Here is a 21764-nt window from a genome sequence, read left to right as displayed (position 1 = left end):
TCAGCCCCGCGCTGCACGGCTACATCCGCATCAAAAGCCCACCGTCGACTGCCAATTCGATGCCGGTGATGTAGCTTGCCGCATCGGAAAGCAGGAAGAGCGTGGCATTGGCCATGTCCTGCGGCGTGCCGATGCGGCCGAGCGGCGCATAATTGGCAACGGCCGCGCGTTTCTCCTCGGTGTCCCAGCGCGCCTGCAGCGGCGTCAACGCCATGCCCGGGCAGATCGAATTGGAGCGGATGCCATCGCCCGCCAACTGCATGGCGAGCGACTTCGACAGCGCACAGACGCCGGCCTTCGATGCCTGGTAGGCATCCTGCGGGGTCGGATCGCCGCGATACCACTGGATGGTGGAGAAGTGCACCATGGCGCCGCCGCGTCCGCCGGCCCGCATATGCGGAACCACCGCCCGCGCGGTGTGGACGAAGGATTTCAGATTGATGTTGAAGACCTGGTCCCAGACATCAAGGTCCATCTCGAGGGCCGACTTGTCGCGGCCGAACCAGAGCACGCCTGCGACATTGGCGAGATAATCGATGCCGCCGCACTTGCGGCCCGCGGCGTTGATGGTCTGCTCGACAAAGGCGGCGTCGGTGAGGTCGCCCTGGGCAAAGGTGAGCCGGTCGTCATAGGCGGCAAGCGACGCCGGACGCGGCTTGACGTCGATGGCGGTGACCGAGGCGCCGGCCTCGAGCAGCGCCAGCGAGATCGCCTCGCCCATACCGCCACCGGCGCCGGTGACGACCGCGTGCCTGCCGGTGAAATCATAAGCGATCATCCGAACCCCTCATTTTTTACAACATCAGTTTCGCTGATTTGTTGGCTCAAGCGAATTCGTCTGACTTTTCAAACGCCGGCTCCTACATAGCAGCGCGAGATGGGAATGTGACATGTCGGCAGAGACCTTAAGCGAAAATTCTGTGGCCAGCGACTTCTGGGACGGCGTGCGGCTGTCGATGCCGGTGGTTGTCGCCGCGGCGCCATTTGGGCTGCTGTTCGGCGCCATCGCCGTCGACAACGGCTTTTCCGTTCTCGAAGCTTTTTTAATGAGCGCGCTGATCTTCGGCGGCGCCAGCCAGATGGTAGGCATCGAATTGTTCGGCCAGCATGTCGCGCCATGGCTGGTCGTGCTGTCGATCTTCGCGGTAAACTTCCGCCACGTGCTTTACTCCGCCAGCATCGGCCGGCGAATCGCGCACTGGCCGGTTATCAGCCAAGCGCTGGGCTATTTCGTGCTCACCGATCCGCAGTTCGCGGTGGCCGAGCGCAGGGCCGAAGCCGGCGAGACCGTCGGTTTTGCCTGGTACATGGGCCTTGGCCTGCCGGTCTATGTGTTCTGGGGGATTGAAAGCGCGTTGGGCGCGGTGTTCGGCAAGCTGATCCCCGACACGCATGCGCTGGGCATCGATTTCCTGCTGCCGATCTATTTCCTCGGGCTGGTCATGGGCTTTCGCAACCGGCCGCTGTGGCTGCCGGTGGTGATCGCCAGCGCCGCCGCATCGATCATTGCCTACAAAACTGTGGGCTCGCCCTGGCACGTCTCCATCGGCGCCGTTGCCGGCGTGCTTCTGGCCGTCATCCTGCCGCCGCACCATAGCGGTGTGGAGGCAAAACGATGAGCGCGACCTTGTGGATCATCATTGCCGGCGCGATCGCCACCTATCTCACCCGCGTCGGCGGCCATCTGGTGATCTCGCGCTTCGACCACATCCATCCACGCGTCGAGGCGGGTTTGAATGCCGTGCCGGCCGCAGTGTTGACGACGCTGGTGGCGCCCGCCGCACTTAGCGCCGGACCGGCGGAATGGGCGGCGCTGGTCGTCGCCGCTGTGGTCTCGCTGCGCGGCGGCCTGATGGCGATGTTTCTGGCCGGGGCGGTGGTGCTGGTCCTCGCGCGGCAGTTTGTGGCATAGGGCGCCTGCGCGCGGAACAGTTTCGAACTGTCGGCGCCGCCGCTCATTGCCCTGGCGGGCGTTCGTCACTCGAAAAGCCAAGCAATTGGCTTTTCGTCCGCTTCGCGGACCGCTCCTCACCTCCCCGTATAGTGACGGGGAGAAAGAAGCTCATTTCAGATCTTGGCGTCGTGCGGCAGCGGCGCTGTCGCTTTCTCCAGCCAAGCCAGCGTCTCGCCGTCGAGCATCGGGCCGATCTCGGCCAGCACCCAGGCATGGTAAGTATCCAGCCAGTGCAACTCCTCGCGCGTCAACAGGTCGGTGCGGATCAGCCTGATATCGATCGGCGCCAGCGTCAGCGTCTCGAAACCGTGCATGGCGATGTCGCCGCCCTCCACCTGTTCAGCCGGTGTCACCAGGATCAGGTTCTCGATGCGGATGCCGTAGGAGCCTTCCTTGTAATAGCCGGGCTCGTTGGACAGCATCATGCCGGCCAGCAGCTTTTCGGTGCCGGTGCGGGCGATGCGCTGCGGCCCTTCATGCACGGCCAGATACGAGCCGACGCCGTGGCCGGTGCCGTGGGCAAAGTCGCAGCCATGCTTCCACAGCGCCATGCGCGCCACTGCGTCGATTTCCGAGCCGCGCGTGCCGGCGGGAAAGCGCAGCGTGGAAATGCCGATCATGCCCTTCAGCACCAGCGTAAAGCGCTCGCGCATCTCCTCGGTCGGCTGGCCGATCGGCACCGTGCGGGTGATATCGGTGGTGCCGTCCTGATACTGGGCGCCGGAATCGAGCAGGAACAGCTCGCCCTTTGCCAGCTCGCGGTTGGTGGCGCGCGACACGCGGTAGTGCATGATGGCGCCGTTCGGGCCGCTGCCGGAAATGGTGTCGAAGGAGACGTCGCGCAGCGGCATCTGCGTTTCCTCGCCGGTCTGCCGGCGCTCCTCCTCCAGCTTGGTGACAACGGTTATTTCGTCGAGCGTGCCCGGCTTCTGCCGTTCCAGCCAGCACAGCAGTTTCGCCACCGCCGCCCCGTCTCGGCGGTGCGCGGCGCGGCTGCCGGCGATTTCCGCCTGGTTCTTGGTGGCGCGCGGAATGCGGGCGGGATCGGCTGCTGAAACAAATGTGCCGCCATTGTCCTCGACCAGCATTCTCAGCTTTTCCGCCGCCAGTACCGGATCGAGCGCGATCTTGGCGCCGCCCTTGGCAAGGGCTGCGACCGCCGCCTCGAATTCGCCGGGCTCGTACAGATCGGCGAGTTGGGTGAGATAGGCGGCAACCGTGCGCGAAAACTTGCGCTGGTCCATGAACAGCTGGTGCTTGCCATCTGCTGCAAGGATCGCAAAGCCGAGCGCCAGCGGCGTGTGCGGCACGTCGCCGCCACGGATGTTGAAGGCCCAGGCGATCGAGGAGGGGTCGGTGAGCACGGCGTGTGACGCGCCCTCCTTGCCGATTACCGCCGCCAGCCGCGCCAGCTTGTCCTTGGCGAGTTCCCCGGCAAAGCCGATCGGGTGGATTTCGACTGGCGCCACGGGCGGCGCCGGCTGATCCTTCCAGATGATGTCGATCGGGTTCCTGTCGAGCGGCACCAGCGTCGCGCCGGATTGCTCGGCCGAGGTTTTCAGCGCCTTGACCTCAGCGATCGTGTGCAGCCAGGGGTCGAAGCCAAGCCTGGCGCCCTTGCCGAGATTGTCCTTGATCCAGGAGGCCGGCGGGTTGTCGACCAGGCTCTCGTTTGCAAAAATGTCGAGATCGACTTCGTGGCGCACTTGCAAGGTATAGCGGCCATCGACGAACATGAAGGCGCGGTCACGCTGCACAAGTGCTACGCCGGCCGAGCCGCTGAAGCCGGTCAACCATTTCAGCCGCGCCGAGCGATCGGCGACATACTCGCCCTGGTGCTCGTCGGCGCGCGGCACCAGGAAACCGTCGAGGCCATTATCCGCCAGCCATCGCCGCAGCAACGTCACGCGCGGCTTGCCGACGCTCGGGTCGCCTGCGGAATCGAAGGTCTGGAACATGGTATGCCTCCTGTATCGGGCGCGACCGTAGCGCATGACCCGGAAAACCGGAATCGATTTTCGCCAAGCGCAACAGGCTCGGATTGGTCCAAAGCGCGTTGCGTCTCAGTGCTTCAGGTGGATCGTTACCCAGCCTTCGCGATGCAAGGTCCTGACATGGCGGAAATTCTGGCCGACATAGGCCGAGATCACCGCATTGCACTGGCGCTCGAGGATGCCGGACAGCACGATCGAGCCGCCGAGGCTGATGTGCCTGGCCATCTCAGGCGCCAGCCGCATCAGCGGCCGCGCCAATATGTTGGCGACGATGAGGTCGAAAGGCGCGCACTTGCCGAAGATCGGGTGGTGAAAGCCGGGCGCCGTCACCGTTTCGACCAACGCCTTGACGTGGTTGAGGCGGGCGTTGGCGGCGGCGACCCTGACGGCGATCGGATCGATGTCGGTCGCCAGCACCGGAATATGCGCCAGCTTGGCGACCGCAATCGCGAGCACCGCGCTGCCGGTGCCGAGGTCGAGGGCATTCCTGGGACGTTCGCGGCGCACGACCCGTTCCAGCATTTCGAGGCAGCCGGCAGTGGTGCCGTGATGGCCGGTGCCGAAGGCAAGGCCGGCCTCGATCTCGATGGCGAGTTCGCCGCTGTGGCGCTTCCGGCGGTCATGCGCGCCATGGACGAAGAAACGTCCGGCGCGCACCGGTTTCAGTCCCTCCAGCGAGCGCGCCACCCAGTCGATGTCGGGCAGAACCTCGCGCTCGATCGGCTTCGACAGGGACAGTCCGGCAAGGCTGTCCCTTAGCCGCGCCTCAACCGCGTCGACATTGCCGTCGGTGTAGAGCGAAACCTCGTAGATGTCGCGGTCTTCATCGACTTCGAGCACGGCGATCGGCAGGCCTTCATCCTCGAAAGCCGGTTCGAGCGCGGCAAAGATGCGGTCGGCCTCGATCTTCCCAGCGATGAAGTGGAGCCTGGTCTGACCCATCAGCTGGTCTCTTGTTTGAGCATGATCTCTGGACAACACTTTTCTGTCCGAGAAAACCGGAATCCACGTTTCGGGATCATGCCTAGCCTGCCGCCAGCCGCTTCAGCTTGGCGATCGCGGTATCGGCGCTTTCGCCATAGGCTATGGTGCCCGAAAACTCGCCCTTGGCGTTGAGCAGCAGCGCGGAGGCGGTGTGGTCCATCGTGTAATCGCCGTCGCCGGTGTCGACCTTCTTCCAGTAGATGTTGAAGGACTTCGCCATGGCGTGCACCTTGTCGGGATCGCCCGATATGCCGACGATGCGGTCGGAGAAATTGCTGACGTAAGTGTTCATCACCGGCGGCGTGTCGCGCTCTGGATCGACGGTAACGAAGTAGGCGTTGAGGTTCTTGCCGTCGTCGCCCAGCGTCTTCAGCCAGCCGGCCATTTCGAACAAAGTGGTCGGGCAGACTTCCGGGCAATGGGTGAAGCCGAAGAAGACGATGCTGGGTTTTCCCCTGAAGGCGGCTTCGGTGATTGGCGCGCCTTTCTGGTCGACCAGCGTGAATGGCGCACCATACGGCTCGCCACCATAATGGCCGCGATAGAAGTCAAAGGTGAGCCAGCCGATGCCCGCCGCCATCAGAACCAGAATGCCGAGCAGAATTGAACGCATCATCAGGAAGTGTCCGTCGCAGAAATCGAGCGCCGGATCGGCGCTCCTGTTGGCGAGCAGTCTTAGCCGGTCGCAGGGAGCAAGGCAAAGATGCCGCGTTGCCGCAACCGGGCTGGACGCTACCTTGCAAACAGCTGGCCCTTATCCCACCTGAGACCGGCAAACTGAACCTGAGGAGGCTCCCTTGCAAAGACGGACCGGGCAGAGACGGATTGGGCAGAAACTGATCGGCGGCGCGCTGGCCGCATGCATTGCCCTTGGCGCCGGTGCCGCCGCGGCAGAGGAGGTCGGCAAGGTCGGCGTCGATTGGGTCGGCAACGACATCATCGTCGAGGCGATCAAGGATCCCAAGATCGACGGCGTGACCTGCCATGTCTCCTATTTCGACCGCAGCGTCATCGACCGGCTGCACAAGGGCAACTGGTTCGAGGATCCGTCTGATTCCTCGATCTCCTGCCGCCAGACCGGGCCGATCACCATCGGCGACATCGACATGAGCGAAGGCGGCGAAGAGGTGTTCAAGCAAGGCATCAGCCTGATCTGGAAGAAGCAGGTGGTGAACCGCATCTACGACAAGAAGAACGAGACGCTGATCTATCTCTCGCATTCGCGCCAGGTGCAGGACGGCTCGGCGAAAATGTCGGTGACGACCGTGCCGCTGTTCGGCCAGAACGTGGTGTGGACCGGCGGCAAGCCGAAATAGCGGATCCTGTGTCAGCGCAATTGCTCTGACGGACGATTGGCCCGTTTGCGGGACCAATCGCGACGCGACAATTGCTTCCGCAATTGAGCGGGGGTAAATCCGCCGCATGGACCGTACCGAAAACCTCGTCCTGAAAGATCCCGAGCCGCGCATTCATCCGACCGCGGAGCTGAAAGCGTGCAAGCTTGGCCGCTATGCCTCGATCGGCGAACGGGTGGTGCTGCGCGAGGTCAATGTCGGTGATTTCTCCTATTTCGAGCGCCACGCCGAGGCGATCTACACGACGATCGGAAAATTCTGCTCGATCGCCGCCAACAGCCGCATCAACGCGTTGGAGCATCCGATCGAGCGGATCACGCAGCACAAGCTCAGCTACCGGCCGAACGAGTATTTCCGCTGGCTGGGCGTCGACGCGGCGTTCCGCGCGCGGCGGCAGGCCAAGGCGGTCGGCATCGGCAACGATGTCTGGATCGGCCATGGCGCCGTCATCATGCCCGAGATCAGCATCGGCAATGGCGCCATCATCGGCGCCAATTCGGTGGTAACGCGGGATGTGCCGGCCTACACAATCGTCGCCGGCGTACCGGCGAAGCCGTTGCGCATGCGCTTTCCCTCCGAGATCGCGGCGCGGATCGAAAGCCTCGCCTGGTGGGACTGGCCGCCGGAGAAACTCGCCAAAGCGGTTCCCGACATGCAGGCTTTGCCGATTGAGGATTTCCTCGATCGCTGGGAGCAAGAGCATTCCTGAGAGCTCGCCGCGCGTGCGCGGTTTCATCGACTGGCTGGCCGAAATCCTGGCGCCAAAATTCTGAACGGCACGTGTCGGGAAGAGTTCCGCCGGTCTGCGGCAACGCAACGAACCCCTTCCGCCATGCGGGGGTGGCGCAGCGGAAGGGGCTTGGAGACAAATCCGCCGTGAAGCGGAACGAACAGGTTTTGGCCTGCATGGCGACTTTGGCAACAAACCGATAAGGCGGCTTTTCACGGCGCTGCGCCTTTGGCGTGCATACAATTGCATCAGCGATGCCATTTGCGACTGGGAACCGGAAGCGGCTGCCGGTTGTTTATTGTTGGAGCGATGAATGGGCCTCGGTCAGTTTATCGCGCTTGAGCCGTCGAGGATGTGAATGATCGAAAAGCTGTTTACCAGAATCGCCAACACCGTTTCGCACTTGGCGGGCCTGCCGCCGACTTTCATCGCCTGTTGCGCCATCGTTATCGTCTGGGCGGTAAGCGGGCCATTCTTCGGCTTCTCCGATACGTGGCAGCTCGTCATCAACACGGGAACGACGATCATCACCTTTTTGATGGTGTTCCTGATTCAGAACACCCAGAACCGCGACGGCGCCGCGGTTCAGGCCAAGCTCGACGAACTGATCCGCGTCAGCGAGGGCCACAATCATTTCATCGGCATCGAGCACCTGACCGAATCCGAGGTCGAGGAGATCAGAGACAAATGCGAGCAGGCGGCAAAACGCCATGACCACGAGCTCGCCGAACTGGCGGGCAAGAAGGCCGTCGCGCAAAAGCGCACCGCGAAAAAACGCGCGCCCGCCTGAGTCTCGGCTTTGGCTGAGTTCGACGATCAGTTTCCCATAAAGGCCGCGAAAGCGTCCTTATGGTCGGGGTGCCAGCGCGAGAGAGCAGGCCGGTTCTCGATGATGTCGCCGATCGCCCAGGCCATGCGCTTTTCATCGGTTGGCCGCATCACCTCATTGTCGGGGCACAGGATGTAGAAGTCCCCGCGCGCCAGCGAAGCCAGCATGAAGTCGACCACCTGCTCGCCGGTCCAGGCGCCAGCCGGTTTTTCGACTGCTCCTTCGGTGAGGCCAGTGAAGGTGAAGCCGGGAATGAGAAGATGCGCCGCGACCTTCGCGCCCGGCTCGTTGCGCAATGCGTGCGCCAGGCCTTCGGTGAACGTCTTCAATGCCGATTTGGAGACGTTGTAGGCGAGATTGCCGGGTGGCGTGGTGATGCCTTGCTTGGAGCCGGTGTTGATGATCAGGCCCGGCTCTCCGGAGGCCAGCATGGCCGGCGCAAAGGCCTCGACGCCATGTACGACGCCCCAGAAATTGATGTCGATCAGCCGCTTCCAGGCGTCGCCGTTCTCCCACGGTTTTCCCGGATTGTTGCCGACGCCGGCATTGTTCATGAGCAGCGATACGGCGCCGAAAGCGGCATGCGTCTTTTCTGCCAGCCGGCCGAGTTCGTCGGCCTTCGAGACGTCTGTGGCGACGGCAAGCACGGCATTCTCGCCGGTGATCGCGGCGACTGCCTGGCGGGCCGCATCGAGGCGCGCGCCGCCAATGTCGGCCAGCACCAGTCTCATGCCCATAGCCGCCAGCCTTTTGGCGGCGGCAAGCCCGATGCCGCTGGCGCCCCCGGTGATGACGGCGACGTTGCCTCGGCTGAGGGCGGGCAAAGCGGATTGGATTTCTGCGTCGGAGTTCAATGATCTTTTCCTAGGGTTCGGGTGGCGCCGAACTTAGCGCGGGACGCGCATCGTGCAAGGCCGTCCCGCGTGTTCGGGTTGACCGCATCAACGGCGGCTGTGCATGCTGCGGCTGAACAGGAGACTGCCGATTGACCGACTGGGTTGCGATCCTGAAGGAGCAGACCGCCACCGGCGACCAGATGGGCCGCGAGGTGCCACAGATGCTTGCCAATCCGGACATAAGCGAAGCGCAGGTGAAGACCTTGTTTTCGGCACTCGAAAAACAGGCCGAGTTCGTCGAGAAATTGCGCATGGCGCTGGAAAAATTCGGCCATGATTTTTCGATCATCAAGGCGGCCGAGCGGCTGGAGGAGCGCTATGCCGACCTAGCCGCGTCGGTTGCCGAAAAGCTGAAGGCGATGCGCAAGTAGAGGCCTCCTACGCTACTTTTCCAGCACCCGCGAAAAACGCGTGTCCGGCACGAACCAGACCGCGGCCACCAGCACGAAGATCGCAACGCCGATCCATTGGTTGACGAAGGCAAGCGGGACGGCGGCGGCGTAGAGGGCCACCGAGATCTTGCCCTTGCGGTCATTGCCCAGCGCCTTGGCGAAGGCGGTGTCGTTGCCGTGCAAATGGTGCAGCTTGGTGGCGAGAAAGGTGTAGGCGACCGCGCACAGCACCAGGTCGATGCCATAGACGGCGACGGGGACCGGCGCGAAATGGTTCTCGCCCATGAAGGCCGTCGTTGCCGGCATCAGCGACAACCAGAACAGAAGGTTGAGGTTGGCCCACAGCACGCGGCCGTCGACCCTTTGGACGGTGTGGAACATGTTGTGCAGATTGTTCCAGTAGATGCCGACATTGATGAACGACAAGACATAGCTGAAAAAGATCGGCCACAGCGGCAGAAGCGCTGAAAAATCCTCGCCATGCGGCACTTTCAGCTCCAGCACCATGATGGTGATGATGATGGCGACCACCCCATCGGTGAATGCCTCGACTCTACCTTTTCCCATGGTTTCTCCCTCTCGATGGAAAGACGTTAAGCGAGGACTTCGGGCAAGACCATCCTGACAAGGTTGTCAGGATGAAGTTCGGCGCGTGGAACGGCCATCCTTACATGGACGTTGGGGCGCAATTGGGCGTTGGGCGATTGGCCGGAGGTTGCCATGACCAGCTATGCCGAGACCACGACGCGCGACAACGGACTCGATGGCCGGCCCGCGATGGCCGCGGTTGCCGCCATGATCGCCGCGCTGTTCGCCGGCAGCACGGTGCTGACGCCGCTTTACGTCATCTACAAGCAGGCCTTCGGTTTCTCGCAGATCACGCTGACGCTGGTCTACGCCGTCTATGTCGTCGGCAATCTCGGCGCATTGCTGATGTTCGGGCGCTTGTCCGACGGCATTGGCCGCCGTCCTGCGGCGCTGGCGTCGATGGCCATAGCGGTGGTCAGCGCGGTGGTGTTCCTGCTGGCCGAGAATGTCGCATGGCTCGATGTCGCCCGCATATTGAGCGGCCTTGGCATCGGCGTCGGCGCTGGAACCGGCACGGCCTGGCTTGCCGAATTGATCGAAGGTAAGGACAAATCGCGCGCGGCAATCATCGCCACCAGCACCAACTTCGTTGGCCTTGGCCTCGGCGCGCTGGCATCGGGCCTGCTCGCCGAATATGCGCCCTGGCCGTTGAGACTAACGTTTGCGGTCTATCTTGCCTTGCTGGTGGTGGTGACGCTGCTGATCTGGCGTACCCGCGAAACCGTGTCCCGGCCGGGCAGGCTGACCGACGTTTCGTTGCGGCCACGGCTATCGGTGCCGAGCGATATCCGCGCTGCCTTCGTGGCGCCGGCGGTCACCGGTTTCGGCGCCATGGCGCTGGTCGGCTTCTATGCAGCCCTGGCGCCGAGCATCCTGGCGCAGCAACTGCATGTGGCCAACCATGCCGAGGCCGGCGCGCTGTTCTTTGAACTGTCGATCGTTGCGGCCGCGACCATTCTGGCCACGACCCGACTGTCCAGCCGCGCCGGCATGCTGGCCGCGCTGGCGCTGATGATCCCGGCCGTAGGGCTGATGGTTGCTGCTCAGTTTTTCGCGTCGATGTCCCTGATGGTTGCCGCCACCGCTGTGTGCGGCGTGGCGGCGGCGCTCGGCTATCGCGGCGGCCTGCAGGTGGTGAACCAGATCGCACCTGCCGAGCGTCGCGCCGAATTGGTGTCGGCGTTCTTCATCTGCTGCTTCTGCGGCAATGCGCTGCCGGTGATCGGCATTGGGCTGCTGTCGAGTTGGGCCACTCCGACGACGGCAAGCCTGGCCTTCGCCGGCATGATCACGCTGTTCTCTGTCGTAGCGCTGGGGTTCGGCGTCAAATACGCGCGCTGAGCCTCACCCGTTTGGCGTCTCGGGCGCCATGTTTGCCCGTCCGCGCGGGATGCCGAGGCCGGTGTCGGGCGGCTCGCCGGCGGCCGGCCGGTCCTCGATCATGTGCATGGTGCGCCAGCGGCCGAAGCGATAATAGGCGGCGGCCAGCACCAGCGAGGTGATCGATCCCGCCGGAAAACTCCACCACAGCGCTTCCTCGCCGATGTAGCTCCTGAAGAAGTAGGCAAAGCCGGTACGCACGACCAGCACGGAAATCACCAGAATGATCAGCGGCGGCATCACGGCACCGGTGGCGCGCACGGTGGCGAACAGCACGATGGTGACGCCGAACAGGATGAACGACCAGGACGCCACCTTGTTGATGTGGGCTGCAATGTCGATTGCGGTGCTGTCGCCGCTAAGGAACAGGCCGAGCACCGGCCTGTCGAAGAAGAACAGCAGCGCCACCAGGGCGCCGGTGAGCACCAGGTTGAAGCCGACGCCGGAGGCCGCGATGCGACCGATGCGGTCCCACCGCCCTGCGCCGACATTCTGGGCCGCCATCGACGAGACTGCGGCGCCGATCGCCAGCGCAGGCATCTGGATATAGGTCCACAGCTGCGCCGCGATGCCGTAGGCGGCGGCGACCTGCGAGCCGTAGGCGTTGACGATGCCCATGACGGTCAGCGCCGCCGCCGAAATGACGATCATCTGCAGGCCCATCGGCACGCCCTTGAAGACGACGATCCTGAGCAGCGCCGGATCCGGCCGCAGCAGAGCGAGGTTGGCGCCGGCGAGCCGCAGCGGATGCTTTCTGGCATAAAGCACGACGAGGATGGCGATCACGCTCACTGTCTGGCCGATCAGCGTCGAGGTGGCGGAGCCGGCGATGCCGAGCTCGGGGAAGGGGCCGATGCCGCGAATGAGCAGCGGATTGAGGATGATGTCGAGCACGACGGCGAGCGCCATGAAGAAGAATGGCGTGCGCGAATCACCCGCACCGCGCAGCACCGTCATCACGAAGGACAGAAGATTCATCATCGGCACGGCGACGAAGATGATACGCAGATAGGAGCGCGCCAGCGGCAGCGCATCGGGCGGGGTGCCCAGTGTGTTGAGGATGGCGTCGACCCAGATCCAGCCGCAGACGGCGAAGATAGCCGAGACGAGGAAGAAGAAGCTGGCGCTGGTGCCGACGATGCGCCGCGCCTCGGGCAGGTCGCGGGCGCCGACCGATTGCGCCACCAGGATGGTCGCGGCCATGCCGATCCCGAACACGGTGCCGAGAATCAGGAACAGCACCAGATTGGCGTTTGAGGTCGCCGTCAGCGCCGATTCACCGAGGAAGCGGCCGACCCAGACGGCGTTGATCGAACCGTTGAGCGATTGCAGCACGTTGGAGCCGAGCACCGGCAGAGCGAACAAAAGCAGCGTGCGCGGAATCGGGCCGCTGGTGAGATCGCCGGTGCGCCGGCGCGGTGGTATTTTTTCGTCCATGGGCTGTTCGGCGAAGGTTCATCTCAAAGTCCGCCCGGCAATGATCGCCGATTTGACGGACAAGGTCGATGCGGCATTGGAACATGCCACCTGGCGGCTTCACGCTAATCAGTTCTCAAAACATCCGGAATGGGATATGGGTCGTCGCCGCGTGGGGTCGCATATCCTGTTGGATATGATGAATAGGCTGGGGGGATCATGTCCGACAATCCGCTTTTTTCCGAGCGCCTGAACCGGCGCGCGTTTCTTGGAATATCCGCTTTGGGTGCCGCTTCCATGGCGCTTTCAGCCTGCACCACGACCGATGTCGTGGTGCCGCCAACGCCCGCCCCGGCGCCTGAACCGGCTCTGGGCGATGCCGCCACCATGTATTCGGCGCGCGTCGATGAGGGCTTTTCATTGCCGGCAATCCCCGTGGCCAAGCTCGATCCGAAGTTCGTGCGCCAGATCGTGGACGATCCGACCGGCGAAAAACCCGGCACGATCGTTGTCGATACATCCGAGCATTTTCTCTATCTGGTGCGCGACGGCGGCAAGGCAATGCGCTATGGCGTCAGCCTCGGCAAGGCCGGGTTTGGCTGGACCGGCAGCGCCGTGATCCAGGCGCGCAAGAAATGGCCGGTGTGGACGCCGCCGCCCGAAATGATCCAGCGCCGGCCGGAACTGGCGAAATATAAGGACGGCATGCCGCCGGGACCGCAGAGCCCGCTCGGCGCGCGGGCGCTCTATCTGTTCCGCGACGGCAAGGACACGATGTACCGGCTGCACGGCACGCCGGAATGGGATTCCATCGGCAAGAACGCGTCGTCGGGCTGCGTGCGCTTCATGAACCAGGACATCATCGACCTCTACAGCCGGGTCAACGGCGTAGCCCAGGTCTATGTGCGCCCGAACCTGTCGGCCGCGGGCAAGATCATGGCTGTGTCGAGCCGGACCGCCGAGCCGATCGATGCCGGCGTGCCAAGGGATGCGGAGATCTTGAAATAGGTGCCTTCACGGCATCGCTGATCGCCGACAAACGGTTAGAGGCGGACGCGCCGGGCGCGTCCGCCTTTCCGTATACGGCTACTTGTTGGCGAGGCCCGGAAGCGTGACCTGATAGACCAGGAACATGGTGTCGACATCGGCGCCGTCGTCGGCCTTGTAGGGCGCGCCGACCTGAAAACCGTCTTGGGTGAGAAAGTCGTTATCGTTGCCGACGAACAGGAAATAGTCGTCGGGCACCGCCGGATCGAGCAGGCTGACCACAGACATTGCTTCCCACTTCTCCGAGAGATTGTTCTTGTCGTTCGGCTTGCCGTCATGCAGGCCGAAACGGCCGAGTTCCTTGTTGTCGTTGATGTCAATGAACGGCGTCAGCTTGGCCGGGGTCACCGAGGGGTCGAGCACGCCCTTGGGCGCCAGCGGCTTGTCGGCGGCATCGAAGGCGCCGCCGGCGATGTCGGTGGCGCCAGAGACGTCGACGACGAAAATCTGGCGCAGCAGCGAAGTATCGCCCTTCACCCCCTGGCCGTTTCCGCTGTCGCGCGCCAGCATCAGGAAGGTCTTGTCGGACAGCGCCACGATTTCGCTCTGCGCGGCGACCTTGGTCTTGTCCTTGGCGTCCTTGAACACCGGCAGCGGCACGGCATATTCATGCACCAGCTTGAGATGGGCCGGGTCGGAGGCGTCGTAGACCAGGGCGCGGGTGTTCTGGCGCGTCGCGGGCGAATCGCCGCCATCCTGGCGGGGCGCCGACTGCAGCACAGTGATCAGCGACTTGCCGTCCGGCGTCAGCGCCATGCCTTCGAGGCCTTGATTGTTCTGGCGGCCGGTTTCGGGATCCTTCGGATCGGGTTCGGCTGCACCGGGGCCCGGATTGTCGGAGGCGAAGTTCGGCGCGCCCTTGCGCATCGGCACCAAAGCGGCGGGCGGCTGCGTTGCCGACAACAGATGGCCGTCGGCCGAGAAGCGGTAGATGTTGGGGCCGTATTCGTCAGAGATGAACATGGTGCCGTCGGGCAGCCGCGCGATCGCCTCATTGTCGAGCGCCAGCTTGCCATTGGCCTCGGGCAGGATCGGCAGGTCGCCATTGGCCGCGCGCACGCCGTTGAGCGGATCGAGGCCGGTGGCGTCAGCGCCCTTGTCGTCGGTGAGGAGCAGGGAATCGGCAAGCGTCGCCTTGACGCCTGTCTGTTCCTGGCCGGAGGTGGGCGTGGCGCCTAGTGCGGCCGGCGTGAACTCGATGCGAATAGTGTTGAGGCGCGGCCGGTAGTCGGTGGTGCCGACGACATTGTAGCCGCGGTCGGGCAGCAACCAGAGCGAGCCCTTGTAGCCGTCCGCGCCACGGGTCCAGCTTGCGGCGTCGATCGACATGCCGGAGCCGGAGCCGAAGGTCTCGCCGAACTTGTCCTTCTGATCGGCCGGGATGCGGCCGACGCCGACCAGGCCCTTGTTGACGAAGCCACCAACGGTGGCTGTGCTGTCGGCAAGGGCAGGGGTCAGGGCGGTAAACAGCGCCAGCGCGGCGCCGAGCGACACGGTTCGGTGCGAGATTTTCATGGAGATCCTCTTTGTGACAAGCCTTGAGCGGCGCAAAGGGGCCACCGCATCGCATCGACGATGTCGCCCTCTCGCAAAGCGGTCTAGGACGCGAACATGATACTTGCGTGACAGAGCGGGCCTCTTCCTTCTCCCTTGTGGGAGAAGGGAGAGACGCACTATCAATCGCTGTCGCGCGCGATCAGCTCCAGCGGCCAGACTTCGCGGATGATGCGCGGACCTTCCGGGCCGGCAAAGGCGGGAAGCGAGGCCAGCAGCATTTCGGCCAGCCGCCGGCCCATCGGCTCCAGCGACGGACGGAAGGCGGTCAGCGCCGGCGAGAAATAACGGCAGAGCGGCGTGTCGACGATGACGATCACCGCGATGTCGTGGCCGGGCCTGATGCCCATCTCGGCCAGTGCCTTGCAGCCGCCGAGCGCCATTGCGTCATTGTTGAAGATGATGGCTGTGGGCCGGTCCTTGGACAGCATCACGCGCGGCGTCACCTGGTAGCCGCCTGCCTCGTTGATGAACCCGTCGGCGATCAGGCCGGGGTCGACTTCGATGCCATGCCGCTCCAGCGCCTTGCGGTAGCCGTCGAGGAACAGGTAGCCGAAGTTGAGATCAAGCGAAGGGCGGATGGCGGCAATGCGGTGGTGGCCGCGCGCGACCAGCCGGTCGACGGCTTCATCACCCGCCCTCTCGAAATCTATATCGAGCGAAGGATAGGTGTCGTCGCCGGATTGACTTCGGCCAAGCGTGGCGAAGGGAAAGCCGGCCTTGCTGAGATAGTCGATCCGATCGTCTTCCCGCCGTGTATTGGCCAACACGACCGCGTCGGCCCGGCGCGTCTCAACCACGCGGCGCAGCCTCTCCTGCTGATATTGGCCGGGCTCGCCCATGACGACCATCAGATCCAGGTCATCCTCGGCCAGTCGGCCCTGCAGACCGATCAGGAACGGGATGAAGAACGGTTCGCCATATTGCTGGTCCCCCGGATGCGGCTGCAGCATGAAGGCGATCGAATGGGTGGTGCCTTGCCGCAGACTGCGGCCGGACTGGTTGGGCGAATAGTTCAATTGCTTGGCGGCGGCGAGCACGCGCTGGCGGGTGTCGGCATTGACGTCGGCGCGGCCGTTCAGCGCCCGCGACACGGTGCCGATCGAAATGTTCAGGTGACGCGCAAGGTCATGGATGCTGGACGCCAAGGACAGTTCTCCCCCTGTCTTGGCTAGCACCGGCTGCCGCCCAGGCCAAGGCTTCGGGATGATTTTCGCTGGCAGCCGATTGACATTCTACGCCATCGGGTGTGTTCTCGTAAACGTTTACGGAGAAACGTTTACGGTGATGCCGGAATGCCGTGACATTCGGTCTGGAGGGACCGGACGGGAGGAATGCCGGATGATGAATGCCGTCCTCGTCGGCTGTGGTGCGATGAGCAAGGCCTGGCTCGATGCCGCGAGGCAGATCGACGGGCTCGCCATTGTCGGCCTTGTCGATCTCGACGCCGAACGGGCGCGGGCGAGGGCACGCGAATACGGGCTCGATAGCGTCGTCATCGGCACCAGCCTCGATCAGGTTCTCGACCAGACCAAACCGCAAGCGGTGTTCGATGTCGTGGTTCCCGCCGCCCGCCGCGACGTCGCCTTTTCCGCCTTTGCCCATAATTGCCATCTGCTGACGGAAAAGCCGCTGGCCGATACTCCGGAAAATGCGCGCGCCATCGTCGATGCGGCGCGTAACGCGGGGCGCGTCCATGCGGTCGTGCAGAACCGCCGCTACGTCGCCAACGTCCGGCGCATCAGGCGCTTTCTCGACTCCGGCGCCATCGGCAAGCCAACCAGCATCCATGCCGACTTCTTCGTCGCGCCGCATTTCGGCGGCTTTCGCGAGGAGATGGCCCATGTGCTCTTGCTCGACATGGCGATCCACACATTCGACGCCGCCCGCTACATGGTCGCAGGCGATCCCGCCGGTGTTTTTTGCCAGGAATGGGAGCCGGCCAATTCCTGGTACCGGCAGGGTTCCTCGGCCAGCGCTATCTTCGATCTCGGCGGCGGCAAGCGGTTCACCTATGCAGGCTCCTGGTGCGCGGCGGGCTTCCGCACTAGCTGGGAGAGCACGTGGCGCATCGTCGCCGAGCACGGCAGCCTGGTCTGGGACGGCGAGGACGGACTGAAGGCCGAGGTTGTGTTGTCGGTCCGCGACGGCCTGTTCGACCTGACCCAGCCCATCACAGTACCGCCGCTCGATCCCGCCGACCGCATCGGCGGTCATCTCGGCGTCATCAAGGATTTCATCCACGCCATCGAGACCGGTAGCGAGCCGGAAACCCGTGGCAGCGACAACATCAAAAGCCTGGCCATGGTTTTCGGCGCCATCGAAAGCGCCGAGACCGGACGGCGCGTCGCAATCACACAGGAAGCATCATGATGCCAAACCCGCTTCTCGACATCCGCATCGGCACCATGGTGCGGGCCAATCTCGAAGACCCGGCCGCCTACATCAAAGAGATTCTGCCGCTCGGCTTCGAGAGCATCCAGCCCTTCTTCTGGCAGACGCTGGGCGGCAAGGATTTGGCGCGGCTCGCCGGTGAGATTGGCGAGGCGATCGGCGATGCCGATGTCGCCGTGTCGTCGATCGGCGTGTTCGGCAATCCGCTGGAGGATGGCGAGGTCGATCGCGGCGTGCTCGCGGCCTGGGAAACCGTCATCGACAACGCGCATCTGTTCGGCGCCTCGACGGTCAGCGGCTTCACCGGCCGCCTTCGCGGCAAGAAGCTGACCGACAGCCTGCCGCGCTTCCGTGAGGTCTGGGGACCACTGGCCAAGCGCGCCGCCGACAAGGGCGTGCGCATTGCCTTCGAAAATTGCGCCATGGATGGCAACTGGGCGGCCGGCGACTGGAACATCGCCCACAATCCCGATGCCTGGGAGTTGATGTTCAACGAATTGCCCGACGACAATCTCGGCCTCGAATGGGAGCCCTGCCACCAGCTTGTCTACCTCATCGACCCGATGCCGCAGATCCGCAAATGGGCGCCGCGCATTTTCCATGTCCACGGCAAGGACGCGACGGTGCGCTGGGATGTGATCCGCGAGCACGGCGTGTTCGGCAAGCTGCCCTTCGTGCAGATGCGCACGCCCGGGTTTGGCGACAGCGACTGGACGCGGGTGATCAGCGAATTGCGGCTGGCCGGTTACAAGGGCGCCATCGACATCGAGGGCTGGCACGACCCGGTCTATCGCGGCGACCTCGAAATCACAGGCCAGGTGCGCGGGCTGGAATACCTCAAGCAATGCCGGGGAGGAGCGACCTACCTGCCGAACCCGGCGTGACCGAGGGCCGGTGGGAGGAGCCGGCCTGACAGATTGCCAAGCACTGCCGACAAGCACTGCCGAAAAGCGAACGACGAACCCCTCGGCTCACCGAGGACAAAAGGGAGGAACGTGCATGAGCATCGCAATGAGAACGACACTTCTGCGCTCGACCGTCGTGGCCGCCGCCACGGCGCTGTGCGCTGCCATCTCCACTCTGCCGGCGCAGGCGCTCGACGCCCAGTGGTGCAAGGATGTCCACATCCGCTTTTTCGTCGGCGGCGCCGAGGGCGACGCTTTCGGCACCATCGTCTACAATGGCGCCAAGCAGGCGGCGTCCGATCTCGGGCCGAAGGTCGACTACATCTTCTCGCAGTGGGACGTCGAGAAGATGGTGCAGCAATTGCGCGAGGCCGTCGCCGTGAAGCCAAACGGCATTGCCATGATGGGCCATCCGGGCGACGCCGCGATCATGCCGCTGGCCGAACAGGCGCACAAGGACGGCATCAAGATGATGTACCAGAACGTGCCGGTGCCGAAGGTGGTGGACGCGTTCGGCGGCGGCTATGTCGGCGCCCAGCAGGAGCAGCAGGGCCGCGCGCTCGGCACTGAGGCGTTCAAGCTCGGGAAGCTCAAGTCCGGCGACAAGGCAATCATGATCGGTCCGTTCGAGAACGAGGCCCGCGGCGCGCGCGAGCGCGGCACGGTGGCAGCACTCAAGGAAGCCGGCGTCGAGGTCATCCAGCTGTCGTCGCCGCCGAGCGGCGAATGGGCGTCCGACCCCAATCTGGCGATACCGGTGATCACCGCGGCCCTGCTCAACAATCCCGACGTCAAGGCGGTCGGCTATCCCGGCGGCCAGATGCTGGGCAACGTCGCCACCTACATGCAGGCGGCAGGACGCAAGCCCGGCGACATCTTCAACTTCGGCTTCGATACCAGCCCGCAGATCGTCGAGGCGTTCAAGGGCGGCTGGGTGCAGCTGACGGCTGATCAGCAGCCGTTTCTGCAAGGCTATCTGCCGATCCTCAGCCTTTGCCAGCAGGTGGTGCTGGGCCTGGCGCCGATGAATGTCGACACCGGGGCGGGCTTCGTCACGCCGCAGAATTACGAGATCGTCGCCGAGCTCGCCAAGCAGGCGCTGCGCTGACCTCCCAAACTGCCGGCTGGGCGCAAGCCCGGCCGGCAGGACCGCCGGCACCAGGCCGGATGATACCACAGGAGCGAGGATCACCATGGCCGAACGCATCATCGAACTGCGCGACATCAGCAAATCCTATGGCCAGGTCTATGCGCTGGGCGGGGTCAATCTCTCGGTCGACCGCGGCGAGGTGGTTGGCCTGATCGGCGACAATGGCGCCGGCAAATCGACGCTGATCAAGATCCTGTCCGGCGTCGTCAAGCCGACCAGCGGCGAGATCCTGGTGCGCGGCAAGCCGGTGACCGGCTGGAGTGCGGCACGCTCGCGCGACGCCGGCATCGAGACGGTTTTCCAGGACCGGGCGCTGGCCGTGCAGCAGACCATCGTGCGCAACATCTTCATGGGCCGCGAACTCACCGGCTTCATGGGCTTTCTGAAGGTCAATAAAGAGATAGAGGAGGCGAGCCGGCTGATGCGCGAGATCGGCTTTACCTCGAAGGTGTTCACGCCGCATTCGATCGTCGGCCAGCTCTCCGGCGGCGAACGCCAGGGCGTGGCGATCGCGCGGGCCATCTACAAGCAGGCGGAGCTGATCATCCTCGACGAGCCGACGACGGCGCTGTCGCTGACCGAGACCGCCAAGGTCTTCCATTTCGTGCGCCAGGTGCGGGCGAGCGGGCGCTCGATCCTGTTCATCGGCCACAACATCCATCACGTCTTCGACATCGCCGACCGCTTCGTTGTGATTGACCGCGGCAAGGTGGCGCTGACCGCCGATCGCACCGAGGTCAAGTCGGCCGAAGAGCTGATCAACTTCATGGAAGACGTTGCGCATCCCGGCGGATTGCCGGGGCTGCACGAGGCCGGCGACGCGGAGAGGGCAGCACGATGAGCAAGACCATGGAACCCGATCTGCAGAGCCCGCTCGGCGGCAAGGCAGCCCGGCCTGAGTGGAAGCACCCGTCCGACCATTGGCTGCGCGGTTTCGTCATCGACAACCGCGCAGCGCTCGGCACGCTCGCCGTGTTCATCATCATGATGGCGGCGTTCCTGATCGCCAACCCGACCGTGTTCACCACCTGGTATCTCTACAGATCCGTGCTGACCACGCTGCCGGTTGCCCTGTTCGTGGTGGTGCCGCTGGTCTTCGTCGTCACCTGCGGCGAGATCGACCTGTCGTTTCCCGCAACCATGGGCTTTGCCTCCTGGGTGTTCGCGCTGGTGGTGCAGGCCGGCTACGATCCGTTTCTCGGCATCGCAGCGGCGATTCTCACCGGCACGCTGCTCGGCTTTCTCGTCGGATCCCTGGTCGTTTATGGCGGGCTGTCGTCGCTGATCGCCACGCTCGGCATGAATTTCCTGCTGCGGGGACTGATCCAGATCATCAACGAGGGCAGATCGACCGCATTGACCGGTCTCAGCGACAGCTGGGCGTACACCATCTTCTCCGGTCAGGTGTGGGGTTTTCCGGTACAGGTCTTATGGGCACTCGCCTTCGTCATTTTTTCGGCAATGCTCTACAACCGGCACCGCTTCGGCGCGCAGGTGAGGGTCGTCGGCGACAACCCCGACAGCGCCCAGCAAATGGGCATCGACGTCAAGCGTGTGCGGGTGAAAGTGTTCATCTTCACCGGCATCGGGGCCGCGATCGCCGGCACGTTTTCGGTGATGATCAACTTCACCTGGTGGCCGACCGCGGGCGACGGCTATCTCTTGCCGGTGCTGGCTTCGGTGTTCGTCGGCGGCACGCCGACCTGGGGCGGCATTGGTACGGTTGCCGGTGGAGCGATCGGCGCGGTCACCGTGTCGTTCATCCAGACCGGCGTCGTGGCGGCGGGCCTGAGCGGCTTCTACGTCCAGTTCTTCAACGGGCTGATCATCATCCTGTCGCTGCTGGGGCACAAGTGGAACCAGGCGCGGTACAGGTGAGGGGCGGGCTAAATTGACGGGGACGCTCATGTTGCGGACCGCATGCCCCGACGACTGGGCAGACGCCCGTCGCTTCGTCATTCTAAGGCGGAGCAGGAGCGAAGCTCCGTCGCGTAGACCCTGGAATCCATTCCGCGACCTTGGCGTGCAGCTGCGCAGGATTCCGCACCGTGGCAACGCGTTGAAGACGCGGGATGGATCCTCGGGTCTACGCTGCGTCGCTACGCTCCTTGCTCCGCCCGTGGATGACGAGGCGGGGAGGGCTCCGCCAGACTACAACAATGTGGTCGCTTGTAGGACAACAGGACAAGCGGGCGC

The 21764-nt window shown here is 64.0% G+C and carries 22 protein-coding genes; 13 read left to right on the top strand and 9 right to left on the bottom strand.

Annotated elements, in window-relative coordinates:
• Nucleotides 1-19: 19 nt before the first annotated feature.
• Nucleotides 20-778 (bottom strand): SDR family NAD(P)-dependent oxidoreductase, encoded by a 759-nt coding sequence (locus NLY37_RS12950; RefSeq protein ID WP_023741693.1) that lies wholly within the window; start codon nt 776-778, stop codon nt 20-22.
• Nucleotides 779-890: 112 nt separating this feature from the next.
• Here NLY37_RS12950 and NLY37_RS12945 point away from each other — a divergent pair, with 112 nt between their 5' ends.
• Nucleotides 891-1619 (top strand): AzlC family ABC transporter permease, encoded by a 729-nt coding sequence (locus NLY37_RS12945; protein WP_023741692.1) that lies wholly within the window; start codon nt 891-893, stop codon nt 1617-1619.
• Nucleotides 1616-1912, top strand: a complete 297-nt coding sequence (locus tag NLY37_RS12940; RefSeq protein ID WP_023741691.1) for an AzlD family protein — start codon at nt 1616-1618, stop codon at nt 1910-1912. Before NLY37_RS12945 ends, NLY37_RS12940 begins: the two co-directional genes overlap by 4 nt.
• A 155-nt stretch (nt 1913-2067) precedes the next feature.
• Here the strand turns inward: NLY37_RS12940 and NLY37_RS12935 are convergent, their stop codons facing one another.
• The 3 genes from NLY37_RS12935 to NLY37_RS12925 form a co-directional block, all read right to left on the bottom strand.
• A complete protein-coding gene (locus NLY37_RS12935; protein ID WP_023741690.1) occupies nt 2068-3912 on the bottom strand; it encodes an aminopeptidase P family protein in 1845 nt (614 codons plus the stop codon).
• A gap of 105 nt (nt 3913-4017) precedes the next feature.
• Nucleotides 4018-4890, bottom strand: a complete 873-nt coding sequence (locus NLY37_RS12930) for a 50S ribosomal protein L11 methyltransferase (RefSeq protein WP_023741689.1) — start codon at nt 4888-4890, stop codon at nt 4018-4020.
• Between the two features lie 82 nt (nt 4891-4972).
• Nucleotides 4973-5548, bottom strand: a complete 576-nt coding sequence (locus tag NLY37_RS12925) for an SCO family protein (protein ID WP_023741688.1) — start codon at nt 5546-5548, stop codon at nt 4973-4975.
• 181 nt (nt 5549-5729) lie between these two features.
• Between NLY37_RS12925 and NLY37_RS12920 the strand changes: the two genes are divergently transcribed.
• From NLY37_RS12920 to NLY37_RS12910, 3 genes are all read left to right on the top strand, one after another.
• Nucleotides 5730-6248, top strand: a complete 519-nt coding sequence (locus tag NLY37_RS12920; protein ID WP_023753104.1) for a CreA family protein — start codon at nt 5730-5732, stop codon at nt 6246-6248.
• Between the two features lie 106 nt (nt 6249-6354).
• Nucleotides 6355-6996, top strand: coding sequence for an LbetaH domain-containing protein (locus NLY37_RS12915; protein WP_023699599.1), 642 nt, complete (start codon nt 6355-6357; stop codon nt 6994-6996).
• 379 nt (nt 6997-7375) lie between these two features.
• A complete protein-coding gene (locus NLY37_RS12910; RefSeq protein ID WP_031246127.1) occupies nt 7376-7807 on the top strand; it encodes a low affinity iron permease family protein in 432 nt (143 codons plus the stop codon).
• A gap of 26 nt (nt 7808-7833) precedes the next feature.
• Here the strand turns inward: NLY37_RS12910 and NLY37_RS12905 are convergent, their stop codons facing one another.
• Complete coding sequence (locus NLY37_RS12905) at nt 7834-8700, bottom strand: SDR family NAD(P)-dependent oxidoreductase (RefSeq protein WP_023741686.1); 867 nt, start codon at nt 8698-8700, stop codon at nt 7834-7836.
• 131 nt (nt 8701-8831) lie between these two features.
• Between NLY37_RS12905 and NLY37_RS12900 the strand changes: the two genes are divergently transcribed.
• Nucleotides 8832-9113 (top strand): hypothetical protein, encoded by a 282-nt coding sequence (locus tag NLY37_RS12900; RefSeq protein ID WP_023668298.1) that lies wholly within the window; start codon nt 8832-8834, stop codon nt 9111-9113.
• A 12-nt stretch (nt 9114-9125) separates the two neighbouring features.
• Here the strand turns inward: NLY37_RS12900 and NLY37_RS12895 are convergent, their stop codons facing one another.
• A complete protein-coding gene (locus NLY37_RS12895; protein ID WP_023682120.1) occupies nt 9126-9701 on the bottom strand; it encodes a TMEM175 family protein in 576 nt (191 codons plus the stop codon).
• Between the two features lie 153 nt (nt 9702-9854).
• On the opposite strand from NLY37_RS12895, the gene NLY37_RS12890 reads away from it, so the two are divergent.
• On the top strand, nt 9855-11063 hold the full coding sequence (locus NLY37_RS12890) for an MFS transporter (RefSeq protein WP_023690889.1): 1209 nt from the start codon (nt 9855-9857) through the stop codon (nt 11061-11063).
• A 3-nt stretch (nt 11064-11066) separates the two neighbouring features.
• Here the strand turns inward: NLY37_RS12890 and NLY37_RS12885 are convergent, their stop codons facing one another.
• Nucleotides 11067-12539 carry an MATE family efflux transporter gene (locus NLY37_RS12885; protein ID WP_023741685.1) on the bottom strand — a complete coding sequence of 491 codons (1473 nt, stop codon included), beginning with the start codon at nt 12537-12539 and terminating at the stop codon, nt 11067-11069.
• A 198-nt stretch (nt 12540-12737) separates the two neighbouring features.
• Between NLY37_RS12885 and NLY37_RS12880 the strand changes: the two genes are divergently transcribed.
• Nucleotides 12738-13526 carry a L,D-transpeptidase gene (locus NLY37_RS12880; RefSeq protein ID WP_023668302.1) on the top strand — a complete coding sequence of 263 codons (789 nt, stop codon included), beginning with the start codon at nt 12738-12740 and terminating at the stop codon, nt 13524-13526.
• A 78-nt stretch (nt 13527-13604) separates the two neighbouring features.
• Here NLY37_RS12880 and NLY37_RS12875 read toward each other — a convergent pair whose 3' ends face one another.
• Complete coding sequence (locus NLY37_RS12875; RefSeq protein ID WP_023741684.1) at nt 13605-15080, bottom strand: esterase-like activity of phytase family protein; 1476 nt, start codon at nt 15078-15080, stop codon at nt 13605-13607.
• Nucleotides 15081-15241: 161 nt separating this feature from the next.
• Entirely contained in the window at nt 15242-16267 is a 1026-nt protein-coding gene (locus NLY37_RS12870) for a LacI family DNA-binding transcriptional regulator (RefSeq protein WP_023725345.1), read from the bottom strand.
• A 193-nt stretch (nt 16268-16460) separates the two neighbouring features.
• Here NLY37_RS12870 and NLY37_RS12865 point away from each other — a divergent pair, with 193 nt between their 5' ends.
• The 5 genes from NLY37_RS12865 (at nt 16461) to NLY37_RS12845 (ending at nt 21446) form a co-directional block, all read left to right on the top strand.
• The gene (locus NLY37_RS12865; RefSeq protein WP_023741683.1) at nt 16461-17492 is read left to right on the top strand and encodes a Gfo/Idh/MocA family protein; all 1032 of its coding nucleotides are present in this window, start codon (nt 16461-16463) and stop codon (nt 17490-17492) included.
• On the top strand, nt 17489-18397 hold the full coding sequence (locus tag NLY37_RS12860) for a sugar phosphate isomerase/epimerase family protein (protein ID WP_023750934.1): 909 nt from the start codon (nt 17489-17491) through the stop codon (nt 18395-18397). Before NLY37_RS12865 ends, NLY37_RS12860 begins: the two co-directional genes overlap by 4 nt.
• Before the next feature lie 115 nt (nt 18398-18512).
• Nucleotides 18513-19526, top strand: coding sequence for a substrate-binding domain-containing protein (locus NLY37_RS12855; RefSeq protein WP_023699592.1), 1014 nt, complete (start codon nt 18513-18515; stop codon nt 19524-19526).
• Between the two features lie 85 nt (nt 19527-19611).
• A complete protein-coding gene (locus NLY37_RS12850) occupies nt 19612-20409 on the top strand; it encodes an ATP-binding cassette domain-containing protein (RefSeq protein ID WP_023668308.1) in 798 nt (265 codons plus the stop codon).
• The gene (locus tag NLY37_RS12845; protein WP_023682111.1) at nt 20406-21446 is read left to right on the top strand and encodes an ABC transporter permease; all 1041 of its coding nucleotides are present in this window, start codon (nt 20406-20408) and stop codon (nt 21444-21446) included. The genes NLY37_RS12850 and NLY37_RS12845 overlap by 4 nt, the downstream gene beginning before the upstream one ends.
• Nucleotides 21447-21764 lie beyond the last annotated feature (318 nt).

Source organism: Mesorhizobium sp. C395A (assembly GCF_030323205.1).
Classification (GTDB): Bacteria; Pseudomonadota; Alphaproteobacteria; order Rhizobiales; family Rhizobiaceae; genus Mesorhizobium.
Note: the sequence above shows the minus strand (reverse complement) of the source record. Positions and strands in the feature narration are given on the sequence as shown.

What these genes read in the sequence shown, in the direction of transcription:
- NLY37_RS12910 (WP_031246127.1), top strand. Translation starts at nt 7,376, where the DNA reads ATGATCGAAAAGCTGTTTACCAGAATCGCCAACACCGTTTCGCACTTG.
- NLY37_RS12950 (WP_023741693.1), bottom strand. Translation starts at nt 778, where the DNA reads ATGATCGCTTATGATTTCACCGGCAGGCACGCGGTCGTCACCGGCGCC.
- NLY37_RS12885 (WP_023741685.1), bottom strand. Translation starts at nt 12,539, where the DNA reads ATGGACGAAAAAATACCACCGCGCCGGCGCACCGGCGATCTCACCAGC.
- NLY37_RS12940 (WP_023741691.1), top strand. Translation starts at nt 1,616, where the DNA reads ATGAGCGCGACCTTGTGGATCATCATTGCCGGCGCGATCGCCACCTAT.
- NLY37_RS12930 (WP_023741689.1), bottom strand. Translation starts at nt 4,890, where the DNA reads ATGGGTCAGACCAGGCTCCACTTCATCGCTGGGAAGATCGAGGCCGAC.
- NLY37_RS12880 (WP_023668302.1), top strand. Translation starts at nt 12,738, where the DNA reads ATGTCCGACAATCCGCTTTTTTCCGAGCGCCTGAACCGGCGCGCGTTT.
- NLY37_RS12850 (WP_023668308.1), top strand. Translation starts at nt 19,612, where the DNA reads ATGGCCGAACGCATCATCGAACTGCGCGACATCAGCAAATCCTATGGC.
- NLY37_RS12935 (WP_023741690.1), bottom strand. Translation starts at nt 3,912, where the DNA reads ATGTTCCAGACCTTCGATTCCGCAGGCGACCCGAGCGTCGGCAAGCCG.
- NLY37_RS12890 (WP_023690889.1), top strand. Translation starts at nt 9,855, where the DNA reads ATGACCAGCTATGCCGAGACCACGACGCGCGACAACGGACTCGATGGC.
- NLY37_RS12875 (WP_023741684.1), bottom strand. Translation starts at nt 15,080, where the DNA reads ATGAAAATCTCGCACCGAACCGTGTCGCTCGGCGCCGCGCTGGCGCTG.
- NLY37_RS12925 (WP_023741688.1), bottom strand. Translation starts at nt 5,548, where the DNA reads ATGATGCGTTCAATTCTGCTCGGCATTCTGGTTCTGATGGCGGCGGGC.
- NLY37_RS12915 (WP_023699599.1), top strand. Translation starts at nt 6,355, where the DNA reads ATGGACCGTACCGAAAACCTCGTCCTGAAAGATCCCGAGCCGCGCATT.
- NLY37_RS12855 (WP_023699592.1), top strand. Translation starts at nt 18,513, where the DNA reads ATGAGCATCGCAATGAGAACGACACTTCTGCGCTCGACCGTCGTGGCC.
- NLY37_RS12945 (WP_023741692.1), top strand. Translation starts at nt 891, where the DNA reads ATGTCGGCAGAGACCTTAAGCGAAAATTCTGTGGCCAGCGACTTCTGG.
- NLY37_RS12895 (WP_023682120.1), bottom strand. Translation starts at nt 9,701, where the DNA reads ATGGGAAAAGGTAGAGTCGAGGCATTCACCGATGGGGTGGTCGCCATC.
- NLY37_RS12845 (WP_023682111.1), top strand. Translation starts at nt 20,406, where the DNA reads ATGAGCAAGACCATGGAACCCGATCTGCAGAGCCCGCTCGGCGGCAAG.
- NLY37_RS12865 (WP_023741683.1), top strand. Translation starts at nt 16,461, where the DNA reads ATGATGAATGCCGTCCTCGTCGGCTGTGGTGCGATGAGCAAGGCCTGG.
- NLY37_RS12860 (WP_023750934.1), top strand. Translation starts at nt 17,489, where the DNA reads ATGATGCCAAACCCGCTTCTCGACATCCGCATCGGCACCATGGTGCGG.